At 71.3% G+C, this 14,581-nt stretch carries 10 protein-coding genes; 6 read left to right on the top strand and 4 right to left on the bottom strand.

Annotation, left to right across the window (positions count from 1 at the left end):
* Nucleotides 1-118: 118 nt before the first annotated feature.
* The 3 genes from AB0B48_RS08480 to AB0B48_RS08490 are packed head-to-tail and all read left to right on the top strand — an operon-like array spanning nucleotide 119 to nucleotide 2,870.
* Nucleotides 119-655: a PadR family transcriptional regulator gene (locus AB0B48_RS08480; RefSeq protein WP_357197860.1), complete on the top strand. Its 537-nt coding sequence runs from the start codon at nucleotides 119-121 to the stop codon at nucleotides 653-655.
* Nucleotides 652-1,353, top strand: coding sequence for an ABC transporter ATP-binding protein (locus AB0B48_RS08485; RefSeq protein ID WP_355004789.1), 702 nt, complete (start codon nucleotides 652-654; stop codon nucleotides 1,351-1,353). The genes AB0B48_RS08480 and AB0B48_RS08485 overlap by 4 nt, the downstream gene beginning before the upstream one ends.
* Complete coding sequence (locus AB0B48_RS08490; protein WP_357197864.1) at nucleotides 1,350-2,870, top strand: FtsX-like permease family protein; 1,521 nt, start codon at nucleotides 1,350-1,352, stop codon at nucleotides 2,868-2,870. The genes AB0B48_RS08485 and AB0B48_RS08490 overlap by 4 nt, the downstream gene beginning before the upstream one ends.
* A 41-nt stretch (nucleotides 2,871-2,911) precedes the next feature.
* Here the strand turns inward: AB0B48_RS08490 and AB0B48_RS08495 are convergent, their stop codons facing one another.
* Nucleotides 2,912-3,097, bottom strand: a complete 186-nt coding sequence (locus AB0B48_RS08495) for a hypothetical protein (RefSeq protein WP_328651407.1) — start codon at nucleotides 3,095-3,097, stop codon at nucleotides 2,912-2,914.
* A 160-nt stretch (nucleotides 3,098-3,257) separates the two neighbouring features.
* The gene (locus AB0B48_RS08500; RefSeq protein ID WP_357197868.1) at nucleotides 3,258-5,354 is read right to left on the bottom strand and encodes a S9 family peptidase; all 2,097 of its coding nucleotides are present in this window, start codon (nucleotides 5,352-5,354) and stop codon (nucleotides 3,258-3,260) included.
* 96 nt (nucleotides 5,355-5,450) lie between these two features.
* Between AB0B48_RS08500 and AB0B48_RS08505 the strand changes: the two genes are divergently transcribed.
* Complete coding sequence (locus AB0B48_RS08505) at nucleotides 5,451-6,809, top strand: FAD-binding oxidoreductase (protein ID WP_355004793.1); 1,359 nt, start codon at nucleotides 5,451-5,453, stop codon at nucleotides 6,807-6,809.
* An 18-nt stretch (nucleotides 6,810-6,827) separates the two neighbouring features.
* Here AB0B48_RS08505 and AB0B48_RS08510 read toward each other — a convergent pair whose 3' ends face one another.
* On the bottom strand, nucleotides 6,828-7,235 hold the full coding sequence (locus AB0B48_RS08510; RefSeq protein WP_357197871.1) for a hypothetical protein: 408 nt from the start codon (nucleotides 7,233-7,235) through the stop codon (nucleotides 6,828-6,830).
* Nucleotides 7,236-7,283: 48 nt separating this feature from the next.
* Nucleotides 7,284-9,356 (bottom strand): SpoIIE family protein phosphatase, encoded by a 2,073-nt coding sequence (locus AB0B48_RS08515; protein ID WP_357197874.1) that lies wholly within the window; start codon nucleotides 9,354-9,356, stop codon nucleotides 7,284-7,286.
* A gap of 287 nt (nucleotides 9,357-9,643) precedes the next feature.
* Here AB0B48_RS08515 and AB0B48_RS08520 point away from each other — a divergent pair, with 287 nt between their 5' ends.
* Nucleotides 9,644-14,011: a HAMP domain-containing protein gene (locus tag AB0B48_RS08520; RefSeq protein WP_355004796.1), complete on the top strand. Its 4,368-nt coding sequence runs from the start codon at nucleotides 9,644-9,646 to the stop codon at nucleotides 14,009-14,011.
* Complete coding sequence (locus AB0B48_RS08525) at nucleotides 14,008-14,562, top strand: response regulator (protein ID WP_357197877.1); 555 nt, start codon at nucleotides 14,008-14,010, stop codon at nucleotides 14,560-14,562. The genes AB0B48_RS08520 and AB0B48_RS08525 overlap by 4 nt, the downstream gene beginning before the upstream one ends.
* The last annotated feature ends 19 nt before the right edge of the window (nucleotides 14,563-14,581 follow it).

Consider the following 14,581-nt stretch of genomic DNA (forward strand, 5'->3'; position numbering starts at 1 on the left):
CATGAAGTTATTGCCCTCGATCTCGGCGTGTCGGCGCAATAACTTCATGATCAACGGGGTGGGGGTGGGGGTGGGTGGGTTGTTGACTTGGGTATTCGCTGGGTGAATAGTGGGCGGGGTGTCTACGCCGCATGTTCTGCTCGGGTTGCTCGCTGGGGGCAGCCGGCACGGGTATGAACTGAAGCGTGCGCACGACGAGCGGCTGCCGCGCGCTCGGCCGTTGGCCTTCGGGCAGGTCTACGCCACTCTCGGCCGCCTCGAACGGGACGGGCTGGTGGCTGCCGCCGGCCAGGACCGCGTGGCCGGACCGGATCGCACGGCGTACGAGCTGACCGACCAGGGGCGGGACGCGCTGGACCAGTGGTTGTCCACTGTGGAAGCACCAATGCCGTACGTGGCCAGCACGCTCTTCGCCAAGGTAGTGGTCGCGCTGCTGGTCGCTGATGTCGATCGGGCCCGGTCGTACCTGATCGCCCAGCGGGCAGCGCACACCGCACGGCTGCGTGAGTTGACCGCGGTCAAGGGCGAACCGGCCGCCACCCTCAGCGACGTGGTCGCGGCCGATTTCGCGATAGCCCACCTCGACGCGGATCTGCGGTGGCTGCACGCCACCCTGCTCCGGGTCGCCGACTGGCACCGGGAGGTGCATCCGTGACGCAACTCCAGGCTCGCGGCGTGGTTCGGGCGTACGGCCCGACGCCCGCACTGCGCGGCGTGACGCTCGACCTGGCCGAGGGCGAGATCGTCGCCGTCACCGGGCCGAGTGGCTGCGGCAAGTCGACACTGCTGCACTGCCTGGCCGGGATTCTCCGGCCGGACGCCGGCGAGGTCACCTGGCGTGGGCACCGCATCGACACCTGGTCGGAGGCGGCCCGGTCCCGGCTGCGGCGCACCGAGTTCGGGGTGCTGTTCCAGTTCGGTCAGCTGGTTGCCGAGTTGACCGCCGCCGAGAACGTCGCACTTCCTCTGCTCCTCGCCGGCACGGGGCGGCGAGAGGCACGGACGGCGGCGCTCACCTGGCTGGAACGGTTCGGGGTGGCCGAGGTGGCCGACGTCCGGCCAGGTGAGATGTCCGGGGGTCAGCAGCAACGCTGCGCCACGGCGCGGGCGCTGGTGACCGAGCCTCGGGTGCTCTTCGCCGACGAGCCGACCGGCGCACTGGACACGCTCACCGGCGAGCAGGTCCTCACCCAACTGGTCCGGCTCGCCCGCGAGCAGCGCACCGCGGTCGTGCTGGTCACCCATGAGCCGCGGATCGCCGCGTACGCGGATCGGGAGATCGTGCTGCGTGACGGCCTGGTGGACCACACCGGCCTGGGGCTCGACGTGCCGCTGGCCGGCGGCGCCCGGTGAGGCCGACGACGCTGCTCCGCCTCGCGCTCGCCGGCACCCGCACCGACACCGCCCGGGTGGTGCTCACCGCGCTCAGCGCCCTGCTGGCCACCCTGGCCGGGCTCGCGGCGCTCACCGTGCTGGCCATCGAGAAACCCGCCGGTGATGCCTGGGAGCAGTCCGAGCAGTACCGCAACGCGCTGCTGCGGGAGCCCGGGTTGCGCGGCGGTACGGCGTTCGCGCTGCTGATGCTGATGGTCCCGGTGCTGGCGCTGGCCGGTCAGTGCGCGCGGCTCGGCGCGCCGGCCCGGGATCGCCGGTTGGCCGCGCTGCGGTTGGCCGGTGCCACTCCGGGCCAGGTCACCAGACTTGTGGTGTTGGAGACCGGCGTGGCCGCGCTGCTCGGCACGCTCGTCGGGCTGGGTGTCTACCTGGTCGGCCGCGACCTGCTGCACCGCCCGGACGCGCAAGGTCGACTGGCCCTGCCCACCGACGTGCTGCCGTCGACCGGCGCGCTGGCCGGCGTGGTGCTCGGTCTGCCGGTCGTGGCGGCGCTGGCCACCGCCCTGATGCTGCGTACGGTCACCACCAGCCCGCTCGGGCTGAGTCGTAAGGCCGCCCGCGAGCGCGGGCCGGGCCCGTGGGCCGGGCTCCTGATCGGGTTCGGCGTGGTCTCGTTCGCGCTGATCCGGCCGGTGGTCAACAGGGTCGCCGACGTGCAGATGGCGGACCGGCTGGTGCCACTGCTGTTCGTGGTGGGCGCGCTCGCGGCGATGATCGGTGTGGTGATCGGCACCGGCTGGCTGTCGTACCACTGCGGGCGGTTGTTACGTCGGCACGCCCGCAGGCCGGCTGCCCTGCTCGCGGCGGGCCGGCTGATGGCCGATCCGTGGGCGGGCAGCCGCACGTTCGCGGCGCTGCTCGCCGCCCTGATCTTCGGCGCGGGTGCGGCAGCCCAGCGCGCCTACTTCGCCACCAAGGACCAGATCGAGCGGGAGCAGAGCCGACTCGCCGGGGCGGACGGTGGCGCCAACCCCTTCTACCTGTCGACGATGGATCTCGTCGACGGCGCGATCGCCGTGGCCATCCTGATCGCGACGGGCGGGCTGATCGTCGCGCTGGTCGAGGGGATCGTCGCCCGACGCCGCGCCTACGCCGCGTTGGTCGCCACCGGGGTGCCCCGCGCCACGCTGGGCCGTTCGGTGGCCTGGCAGGCGTTGGTGCCGGCCGTGCCGGCGATCCTGCTCGCGCTCACCGTTGGCACGCTGCTCGGCCGAGGGCTCGTCGCGGACGTGTCGGAGGGCGGCGGGTCGACGTTGATCTGCGATGCCCCGGCCGCGCTCTGCGACGACCCTGCCACCCGGGACCAGTACTCCCGGATCGTGTACTACCCCGCGGTGCAGCGAGCCGTTCCCGTACCTCTGGAGCACCTGGCGTGGCTCGGCGCCGGCGCCCTGGCGGCGGTGCTGGTGACGGTCGGTGTCGGCCTGCTCTTCCTGCGCGCCAGCACCGCGTTGGACGAGCTGCGGACGACCTGATCCGAACCGCCCCCGCCGGCCGGCCTGACCCAGCCCTCGGGTCAGGCGGCGAGCAGGCCGGAGGAGAGTGCGATCAAGGCGCCGACCACTGCCGAACAACAGCAGACCAGCAGCCCGGCGACCACCGCGAGGATCAGCCAGACCCGGCGGTCCCGCGCCACCGCCGCCACGCTCGGTCGGCGGACGTCCTCGGCCGCTCCGCCGTCACTATCCGTAGCCCCGGTCACCCCGGAAGTCTAGGCCGCGACATCCGCCACGACCCGGAAAGGCCGGGCCGCGCATGCGCGACCCGGCCATGATCGTGCCCGATCGTCGGAGTGGGTGGTCTCCCAGAGCTGCCGAGGGGACCACTCCCACCACCGAACGCGATCATGCCGACCCGTCGGGTCAGGCGTGGCCGATGCGGTCCAGGATCCAGGCGTTGATGAACGCCTCCTCGCGCCACGAGTCGTAGCGTCCGCTCGGGCCGCCGTGCCCGGCACCCATCTCGGTCTTCAGCAGGTAGTCGCCGCCCGGAGCGACCGCCCGCAGCCGGGCGATCCACTTCGCCGGCTCCGAGTAGAGCACCCGGGTGTCGTTGAGGCTGGTCACCGCGAGGATCGCGGGATAGTCAACAGCGGCCACGTTCTCGTACGGGGTGTAGGACTTCATGTACGCGTACACCTCGGGGTCGTCGAGGGGGTTGCCCCACTCCTCCCACTCGGTGACGGTCAGCGGCAGCGACGGGTCGAGGATCGACGTGAGCGCGTCCACGAACGGCACCTGCGCCACGATCCCGGCGAACGCGTCCGGCGCGAGGTTGGCCACCGCGCCCATCAGCAGGCCACCAGCCGATGCGCCCCGGGCGACAAGCCGGTCGCTGGCCGTCCAGCCGGCCTTGACGAGGTGCTGGGCGCACGCCACGAAGTCGGTGAAGGTGTTCTTCTTGGCCAGCAGCTTGCCCTGGTCGTACCACCGTCGGCCCAGTTCACCGCCGCCCCGGGTGTGCGCCACCGCGAAGACCACGCCCCGGTCCAACAGGGACAGTCGGGCCACCGAGAACCACGGGTCCATGCTGGCCTCGTAGGAGCCGTAGCCGTACAGCTCGCAGGGCGCCGAGCCGTCCCGGGGGGTGCCGACGCGGCAGACCAGTGAGATCGGCACCCGGGTGCCGTCGTCGGCGAGCGCCCAGTCACGGTGCTGCTCGTACTCGGCCGGGTCGTACGGTCGCCCGTCCGGACCGGGCAGCACCGGCTTCTGCTTGAGCAGCACCATCTGCCGGGTGACCAGGTCGTAGTCGTACACCGAGTCGGGGGTGATCAGCGAGGAGTAGCGCAGCCGGACCTGGCCGGTGCGGTACTCCGGGTTGGCGTCCAACCCGACGCTGTAGAGCGGCTCGGGGAAGTCGATGTCGTACCCGTCGTCACTGCCCACCGGCAGCACCCGCAGCCCAGTGAGCCCGTCGGTGCGCAGCGACACCACCAGGTGATTGGCGAAGGCGTCGACGGCCTCCAGTCGGGTGCCGGGGGTGTGTTCGATCAGCGGCACCCAGTCGCCCGGTACGTCCGCCGAGGTGAACGCCAGCGCGAAGTCCTCCGCGCCGTCGTTGTGCAGGATCAGGAAACGGTGGCCGTGGTGCTCCACCGTGTATTCGACGCCCTGTCGGCGGGGGGCGATCACAGCCGGCGCGCCGGTCGGGTTGCCGGCGGGGATCACCAGCACCTCGCTGGTCACCTTGCTGTGCACGTCGATGAGGATGAACTTCTCCGACCGGGTCAGCTCCACCCCCACCCAGAACCGCTCGTCGTCCTCCTGGTGGACCACCACGTCGTCGGCGGCGGCGGAGCCGATGGTGTGCCGCCAGACCCGGTTCGGTCGCCAGGCGTCGTCCACAGTCACGTAGAACAGCACCGAGGCGTCCGACGACCAGGCGGTGCCGTAGAACGTGTCAGGAACCTCGTCCGGCAGCAGCTCGCCGGTGGTCAGGTCCTTCACCCGCAGGGTGAACCGCTCGTCACCGGAGAAGTCGGTGGAGTAGGCCAGCCAGCGACCGTCCGGGCTGACGTCGAACGCGCCGAGCGAGAAGAAGTCGTGCCCCTCGGCCAGCAGGTTGCCGTCGAGCAGCACCTCCTCGCCGTCGAGCGGGGCGCCGTCCGCGCTGACCGGCGGGTCGGTCTCACCGTCGCGGACCGCCCGGCGACACTGCACTCCGTACTGTTGTCCCTCGACCGTCCGGGTGTAGTACCAGTGCCCGCCCTTGCGGGTCGGCACTGACAGGTCGGTCTCCTGGGTGCGTCGGCGAGTCTCCTCGAACAGGTCGGCCCGCAGGTCGGCCAGGTGTGCGGTGCGCGCGTCGGTGTACTCGTTCTCGGCGGTCAGGTAGGCGATCGTCTCCGGGTCGTCCTTGGCGGCGAGCCAGGCGTACTCGTCAACGACGGTGTCGCCGTGGTGGGTGCGCTCGCTGGGCACCCGCTTCGCCGCGGGCGGGGCAGTCTCGGTGGTCACGGCGGCCACGTTACCGGCCGGCAGCCGCAGCGCGCCGGACCAGCGGCATCCCGATACTCGCCTCCACGGCTTTCGAACACATGTACGATGGCCGGCATGGCGGCAGCAGCGAGTTCCCTAGGCCGGTCCGGAGCCCTCGAGATCACCCGGCGGTTGGCGGCGATCTGCGGTCCACCGTTCTCCCGGCTGGCCGGGCCCGCCGACGAGGTGGCGGGGCGACCGGCGCGCTGGGTCGCCGTCCCGGGCGGCCCGCACGCCGCCGCCGAGGTGCTGCGGCTGGCCGCCGTGCACGATCTGACTGTGGTGCCCCGAGGCGCGGGCACGAAGATCGACTGGGGCGCCGCCCCCGTTCAGGTCGACATCCTGCTCGACACCGGTCGGCTGGCCGGCATCGGTCACGAGCCGGTCGACTCGCTCGTGGCCGACGTGGGTGCCGGCACTCCACTGCGGGCGGTGCAGGCCACCCTGGAGCGCACCGGGCAGCGGCTCGCCATGGATGCACCCTCACCCGGCGCGACACTGGGCGGTGTGCTCGCCGCCGGCGAGGCCGGCCCGCTGCGCCACCGCCACGGCAGCCCCTGCGACCAACTGCTCGGTGTGCGTTACCTCGCCGCCGACGGCGAGCTGATCAGCGTCGGCGGCGGCGCGCCCGGGCTCGACCTGGCCCGCCTGCTCTGCGGCTCCCAGGGCGCTCTCGGCGTGCTGGTGTCGGCGAGCCTGCGGGTGCAGCCGGTGCCGGCGAGCAGGCTCTGGGTGTCCCGCCCGGTGTGGACGCCGTTGGAGGTGCACGACCTGGTCCGGACGATCCTCGCCGCTCGGCTGGAGCCGTCGGCCATCGAGCTGGACCTGCCCGGAGGCACCCCCCGCCCCCGCACGTCGTACCCGCCCGGTCACCCGGCCGCCACCGCCCGGGAACGCCACCCGTCGATGTCTGGCCGGGCCGGCGCCCCGTCCCGGGCCGGCAGCCTGGTGGTGCTGCTGGAGGGCGGTCCCGCCGACGTCAATGAGCGCGCCGAGCGGCTGGTCGGGCTGCTGCACGGGGAGGCGACGATCGCCCACTCCGCGCCGACGTGGTGGCGCCGCTACCCGTTCGCCCCCGGCGACACGGCGCTGCGGCTGGAAGTGCCGATCGGCGACCTGCACGCCGCCGTCTACGCGCTGCGCGACGCGGCCGGAGCGCCGGTGCCGGTGCGCGGCTCCGCCGGGCTGGGCGTGGTGCACGCGGCACTGCCCGGGGCGCTGGCAGCCGACCGGGTGGCGTCCATCCTGGCCGCCGTCAGAGGGGTGCTGTTGGCCCGGCAGGGTCGCTGCGTGGTGGTCTCCGCTCCGGCGGCGGTCCGCCAGGCGGTCGACCTCTGGGGCGAGTTGGCCGGCCTGGCCCAGTTGCGGGCCGCGAAGCGGCACCTGGATCCGGAGCACCGGCTCGCGCCCGGCCGACTCCCCGGGGGCCTGTGAGGCCGGGCCGGCAGAGGGTCAGTCCAGCCACCACCGGTGCATGTCCAGCAGCGGCGGGGTGAGACGGGCCACCATTACCAACAGGCCGCCCACCGCACCGGCCAGCAGCAGTGACCGGGTCACCCGGGGCAGGACCGCGCGCTCCCGGGCGACCACCGCCCCCGCGACGATCGCCAACGGCAGCCCGAGCACCGCACCCGTCAGGTAGAGCACCGCCACCACGGGGTGGAGCACACCGAAGAAGGCGATGTCCTTCGGGTCGTACGCGCCGGTCAGCATCTCGGCCGGGCCGACGCCGGCGCTCGTCATCCGTCCGACGTAGAGCAGCAGCACGGCGAGGAACCCGCCGATGGTCGCGAACTGCGCGGCGATCAGGGCCCGGACCGCCGGCCGAGAGTACGACGTGACCTGCGCAACGCTCGTCATGGCCGTCAATCTACCCAGCGGGCCGACGTCCGGGGGCCCGTGCGGCGGTCAGGTCGCGTCGTTGCGGAGCACCAGGACGGCGATGTCGTCCCGGGGCGGCTCGACCGAGAAGTTGATCGCCGCGGCGCGCAGCCGGGCGGCCACCACGTCGGCCGAATATCCGGCCAGGGGCGCGGCGGCGTCCCGCAGCCGGTCGGTGCCGAACAGCTCCCGGCCGCGCCTCCGCTCGGTGACGCCATCGGTGTAGAAGATCAGGGAGTCGCCCGGCGCGAGCGTGATCTCCGCCGTCGGCGAGGTGATCGTGTCGAGCAGGCCGAGCGCGGTGCCGCCGGTGCCGACGAACTCGGCGCCGCCCGCTGCGGCAAGCAGCACCGGCCGGTCGTGCCCTGCCAGGTGCAGCGAGACGTCCAACTGGTCACCCTCGCCCGGCCCGACCGCTGCCAGCGCCAGCGTGCAGTAGCGACCGCCACCGCGCTCGACAAGTGTCTCGTTGAGCCGCGCCAGCGCCTCCGGTAACGGTTTGCCGTCGCCGACCAGCACCCGGATCACGTCCCGGACCAGCCCGGTCACCGCGGCGGCCTGGACACCCTTGCCCGAGACGTCACCGATCACCACCAGCCAGCGCCCGTCGGGCAGCGGCACCACGTCGTAGAAGTCGCCACCCACCTCGGCGTCGTCGCCGGTCGGGACGTACTCGGCGGCGAAACCGATCCCGTCCACCAACGGCAGCACCGGCGGCAGCAGAGACTGCTGGAGCGTCTGCGCCACCCGACGGCGTTCCGCGTGGATCCGGGCGTTCTCGATGGCCAGCGCGGCCCGCCGGGCCACGTCCTCCAACACGGCCACCTCGTCCGGGTCGTGCCGGTGCCGCTGGTGCCGCCCCACCGCCAGGGTCCCGAGTCGCTGCCCGCGCGCGATCAGCGGAACGGCGAAACCCTCCATCGGCCCGCCCAGGGGAATCTGCGCCGCGCTGCGGGACGCCTCGCGCAGGCGGGCCTGAATCGAGTCCGGACCGGTCTCGGCCAGCACCTTGTGCAGTTGCGGAAGCATCGACTCGTCGGCGTGGCTGGCCGCCGCCAGCCGGAGCCGACCCCACTCGTCGGTGGTGTGCACCGCGCACCACTGACCGAGTCGCGGCACCACCAACTGCGGCACCAGCGCCATGGTCAGGTCGACGTCGAGCGACTGGGCCAGCAGCTCGCTCGCCTCGGCCAGGAAGGTCAGCCACACCTGCCGGCGGACGTCGGCCCGGCGCAGCCGGTCGTTCTCCAGGTGCAACGACAGCCGCTCGGCGGTGAGCACCGCCAACGGTTGGGCGTACGCCGACGGCGCGGCGTCCAACTCCAACTCCCCGGCGTACGGGCGCTGCACAGTCAGTGGCACCCGGAGCAGTTCGCTGCCGGGGCGGGGTGGCCGACCGAAGCGGGCCAGCACCTGGCTGCCCTGCCCGTCGCCCCGGTCCAGGCGGATCGTGCCGCCGGCTGCGCCGACCATCTCGGCGACCCGGCTGAGCAGGCTGGTGGCGAAGTCGGGCAACGGGTCGTCCCCGTACAGGTCGGGGGCGGTCTGCATGAGTTCGCTCATCGCGCTGGCGCTCGGCGCGGACCCGTCGGTGCCCGTCCGGGGGCCGGCGTTGGCCGGCGTCGATTCGCTGATGGTTCCGCTGGTGGGCAGGTCGGTGCCGGGGCGGTCCAGCCGGAACCAGACGCCCTTGCCGGTGGGCAGGTACGTGGTGCCCCAGCGGCTGGCGAAGTGGTCGACGAGCAACAGGCCCCGGCCGCGCACGGAGACCTCGTTGATCTCGGCGGAGTCGTTGCGGTCGCCGACGGTCAGCTCGTCGCCGGAACCGGGGGCGAAGTCGGAGACCGTGACGGTCAGCCCGATCTCGTCCGCGACGACCTCGATGTCCAGTTCGGTACGGGCGTGCTCGACGGCGTTGGTGGTCAGCTCGGTGGTGAGCAGCAGCGCTTCGTTGGCCAGCTCGTCCAGGTGTGACTCGGTCAACACCGAGCGGACCACGGCGCGGGCGGCGGCCGGTGTGCGCCGGTCGGCGGGCAGCCGGACGCGCCGGACGGCCCCGTCCTGGGCCCCGGCCGTCGCGGGCCCAACCTCGCCTGACACCCCCGTATCCTCCACCGTCGCACCGCCGGGTGCCAAGCCGATCAACGATCCGGTGCTGTCGCGTCGCTCAGCGGCACCGCTGGGGGCGGACGCGTCGAAACGAATGGCACGGGAGCCGGGCGAGGTTTGCGGCGCGGCGTGCCGGCCCGACGCCGATCGGGCGGGTCGACGGGGCGATCGATGGCACCTGGCGGGTCGCGCACCCTGGCACCACGGCGCGCGCGGGCACAATATGGGGTGCCGGTGTGTCCGCACGGACCGGCGCCCCCCGAGTTGAGCGAGGAATGATGACCACGTCGAAGCAGTCGGTGGCGGATCCGTCCGCGCTCGACAACGAGGCGCTCCTCGGTGAGTTGACCGAGGCACTGCGACGGATCGGGCGGGGCGACCTGAAGGTCCGGCTTCCCCGCCGGGCCGGCGCGGCCGGTGAGGTGGCGGACGCCTTCAACGAGGTGGTCTCGCTCCAGGAGCGGCAGTATCTGGACCTGCGGCGGATCAGCCGGATCGTCGGTCGGGACGGCCGGCTCACCGAGCGGCTCGACGACGAGGGGCTGGACGGCTCCTGGGCGGAGGGGCAGCGGGCGATCAACTCGCTGATCGACGACCTGGGTCGGCCGACCACTGAGATCGCCCGGGTGATCGTTGCGGTCGCCGACGGTGACCTGTCCCAGCACATGGCGTTGGAGATCGACGGTCGGCCGCTGCGCGGTGAGTACCTGCGCATCGGGCGCACCGTGAACACGATGGTGGACCAGCTGTCGTCGTTCTCCAACGAGGTGACCCGGGTGGCCCGTGAGGTGGGCACCGAGGGCAAGTTGGGTGGCCAGGCCGATGTGCGGGGCGTCGCCGGCACCTGGAAGGACCTCACCGACTCGGTGAACACCATGGCGTCGAACCTGACCGGCCAGGTGCGGTCGATCTCGCAGGTGGCGACGGCGGTGGCCAAGGGCGACCTGTCGCAGAAGATCACCGTCGGCGCGCGTGGTGAGGTGGCCGAGCTGGCCGCCACGATGAACTACCTCACCGACACGCTGCGGCTCTTCGCCGAGCAGGTGACCCGGGTGGCCCGTGAGGTGGGCACCGAGGGCAAGTTGGGCGGCCAGGCCGAGGTGCCGAACGTGGCCGGCACCTGGAAGGACCTGACCGACAGCGTCAACTCGATGGCGTCGAACCTGACCGCCCAGGTCCGTAACATCGCGCAGGTCTCCACGGCGGTGGCGCGCGGCGACCTGTCGCAGAAGATCACGGTGGCGGCGCAGGGCGAGATCCTGGAGCTGAAGGACACCGTCAACACGATGGTGGACCAGTTGTCGTCGTTCGCCGACGAGGTGACCCGGGTCGCGCGTGAGGTGGGCATCGAGGGCAAGCTGGGCGGCCAGGCCCAGGTGCGCGGCGTCTCCGGCACCTGGCGGGACCTCACCGAGAACGTCAACCAGTTGGCCGGCAACCTGACCAGCCAGGTCCGCAACATCTCCCAGGTCTCCACCGCCGTGGCGAAGGGTGACCTGTCGCAGAAGATCACGGTGGACGCCCAGGGCGAGATCCTGGAATTGAAGAACACCGTCAACACGATGGTCGACCAGTTGTCGTCGTTCGCCGACGAGGTGACCCGGGTGGCCCGTGAGGTGGGCACCGAGGGCAACCTGGGCGGTCAGGCGCAGGTCAAGGGCGTTTCCGGCACCTGGCGGGACCTGACCGACAACGTGAACTCGATGGCGTCGAACCTGACCAGTCAGGTTCGCAACATCGCCTCGGTGACCACCGCTGTGGCGAAGGGTGACCTGTCGCAGAAGATCACGGTGGACGCGCGGGGCGAGATCCTGGAGCTGAAGTCGACTGTCAACACGATGGTGGACCAGTTGTCGTCGTTCGCCGACGAGGTGACCCGGGTCGCGCGTGAGGTGGGCACCGAGGGCAAGTTGGGCGGTCAGGCGCAGGTGCGCGGGGTCGCCGGCACCTGGCGCGACCTGACCGACAACGTGAACTCGATGGCGTCGAACCTGACCGCCCAGGTCCGCAACATCGCCCAGGTCTCGACGGCGGTGGCGAAGGGTGACCTGTCGCAGAAGATCACGGTGGACGCGCGGGGCGAGATCCTGGAGCTGAAGTCGACAGTCAACACGATGGTGGACCAGTTGTCGTCGTTCGCCGACGAGGTGACCCGGGTGGCCCGTGAGGTGGGCACCGAGGGCAAGCTCGGTGGTCAGGCGCAGGTGAAGGGTGTTTCCGGCACCTGGCGTGACCTGACCGACAACGTGAACTCGATGGCGTCGAACCTGACCAGTCAGGTCCGCAACATCGCCTCGGTGACCACCGCCGTGGCGAAGGGTGACCTGTCGCAGAAGATCACGGTGGACGCCCAGGGCGAGATCCTGGAGCTGAAGTCGACAGTCAACACGATGGTCGACCAGCTGTCGTCGTTCGCCGACGAGGTGACCCGGGTGGCCCGCGAGGTCGGTATCGAGGGCAAGCTCGGTGGTCAGGCGCAGGTGAAGGGCGTTTCCGGCACCTGGCGCGACCTCACCGAGAACGTCAACCAGCTCGCCTCGACGCTGACCACGCAGTTGCGGGCCATCGCCCAGGTGTCCACGTCGGTGACCCGGGGCGACCTGACCCAGCGGATCGCGGTCAAGGCCCAGGGCGAGGTCGCCGAGCTGAAGGACAACATCAACCAGATGATCGTCACCCTCCGGGAGACGACCAAGAAGAACGCCGAGCAGGGCTGGCTGGACTCCAACCTCGCCCGGATCGGCGGCCTGTTGCAGGGCCAGCGCGACCTCGGCGAGGTCTGCCGCATGATCATGACGGAGGTGACCCCGCTGGTCGACGCCCAGCTCGGCGCCTTCTTCCTGGCCGACGACACCGACGGCAGCATGCGGCTGCGGCTGACCTCCTCGTACGGGTACGTGGCGCGGGGGCACGACGTCACCTTCGGGCCGGGTGAGGGGCTGGTCGGGCAGACCGCGCTCTCCCGTCGCACGATCCGGGTCAGCGCCTCCCCGAACAGTCGGCTCACCCTGCGGTCCGGCCTGGCCGAGACACCCCCGTCCGACCTGGTGGTGCTCCCCGTCCTGTTCGAGGGCGAGCTGCTCGGGGTGATCGAGTTCGCCAGCGTGTCGGCCTTCTCCGAACTGCACCTGTCGTTCCTGGAGCGGTTGGTGCTCACCATCGGCATCGCGGTCAACACCATCCAGGCCAACCGGCGTACGGAGGAGCTTCTGGCCCAGTCGCAGCGGCTGGCGCACGAGATGCAGGAGCAGTCGGCGGAGTTGCAGCGCACCAACGCCGAGCTGGAGGAGAAGGCCACTCTGCTGTCCGAGCAGAAGGGCAACATCGAGACGAAGAACCGGGAGATCGAGCTGGCGCGGCTGGGTCTGGAGGAGAAGGCGCAGCAGCTGACCAGGGCGTCGGCGTACAAGTCGGAGTTCCTGGCCAACATGAGCCACGAACTGCGGACTCCGCTGAACTCGTTGTTGCTGCTGGCCCGTCTGCTGGCCGAGAACTCGGAGCAGAACCTCAGCCCGAAGCAGATCGAGTTCGCCCGGACCATCCACGGGTCCGGCTCCGACCTGCTGCGACTGATCGACGACATCCTCGACCTGTCCAAGATCGAGGCGGGCCGGATGGACGTCGAGCCGACCGAGATCCGCTTCACCGAGCTGCGCGGCTACGTCGAGCAGGCGTTCGCGCCGCAGGCCGAGGAGAAGAACCTGGACTTCCAGGTACGGGTGAGCAAGGATCTGCCGCCGGCGTTGGTGACCGACGCGCAGCGGTTGCAGCAGATCCTGCGCAACCTGCTCTCCAATGCGGTGAAGTTCACCGACAACGGTGCGGTGACGCTGCGGATCGCCCCGGCCGCGGAGAACGCGGTGTTCGACGTGCCGGCGCTGACGAACGCTCAGCAGGTGATCGCGTTCACCGTGATCGACACCGGGATCGGCATCTCCGACGACAAGTTGTCGATCATCTTCGAGGCGTTTCAGCAGGCCGACGGCACGACCAGTCGCCGGTACGGCGGCACCGGGCTGGGCCTGTCGATCAGCCGCGATCTGGCCCGACTGATCGGCGGCACCATCACCGTCTCGTCCGCGCCAGGCCAGGGCTCGACCTTCACGCTGTTCGTGCCGCAGGTGCTGGCCCCGGACGCGGTGGTCGTGCCGCAGATGCCGTCGCCGCAGCGCGCCGGGCTGCCGTCGTCGCTGCTGATGCCGCCGCTGGAGCTGCTGCCGGAACGGCCGGAGGCGCCGGCCACCCGTCAACTCGACGGTGCCACGGTGCTGATCGTGGACGACGACGTACGCAACGTCTTCGCCTTGACCAGCGCGTTGGAGCTGCACGGGATGACCGTGCTGTACTCGGACAACGGGGCGGACGGTGTCCGTCTGCTGGCCGAGCATCCGGAGGTGGACATCGTGCTGATGGACGCCATGATGCCCGACCAGGACGGTTACGAGACCACCCGCCAGATTCGCCGCAACCACCGGTTCGCCGACCTTCCGGTGGTCTTCCTGACCGCGAAGGCGATGCCGGGTGACCGTGAGTCGGCGCTCGCTGCCGGGGGCAGCGACTACATCACCAAGCCGGTCGACCTGGACGACCTGATCGAACTGATGTCGTCCTGGATCAACGGCAGCCGGACCGAGGAGACTTCGTGACCCAGATGGCCAAAGCGCTGCTCGTTGACGACCGGCGGCAGAACCTGACGGCCCTGGAGGCGATTCTTCAGGGCCTGCCGGTCCAGTCCGTGGCGGTGGAGAGCGGCGAGGCGGCGCTCAAGCAGCTGCTGGTGGACGACTTCGCGGTGATCCTGTTGGACGCGCAGATGCCGGACATGGACGGCTTCGAGACGGCGAGCCACATCAAGCGCCGCGAGCGGACCCGGCACGTGCCGATCATCTTCCTCACGGCCGCCGACCGGGACGCCCAGCTCGCCCTCCGGGGTTACCAGGTGGGCGCGGTGGACTACCTCACCAAGCCGTTCGACCCGTGGGTGCTCCGGGCCAAGGTGTCGGTCTTCGTCGAGCTGTGGGTGAAGACCCGCCAGTTGGCCGCCCAGTCGGATCTGGTCCGGGAGCGTGACACGCAGTGGCGGCGGCTCACCGAAGCGGTCGACGAGGCGACCGCCCAGCTCCGCTCGGACGACCCGGAGGTCCGCGACCGGGCGGTGAGGCTGCTTGAGCAGGCCCGCTGGGGCAACACCGCCTGACGCGGCGGGGCGGGGCGGC

The sequence above is a fragment of the Micromonospora sp. NPDC049089 genome (genome assembly GCF_040648775.1).
Classification (GTDB): domain Bacteria; phylum Actinomycetota; class Actinomycetes; order Mycobacteriales; family Micromonosporaceae; genus Micromonospora.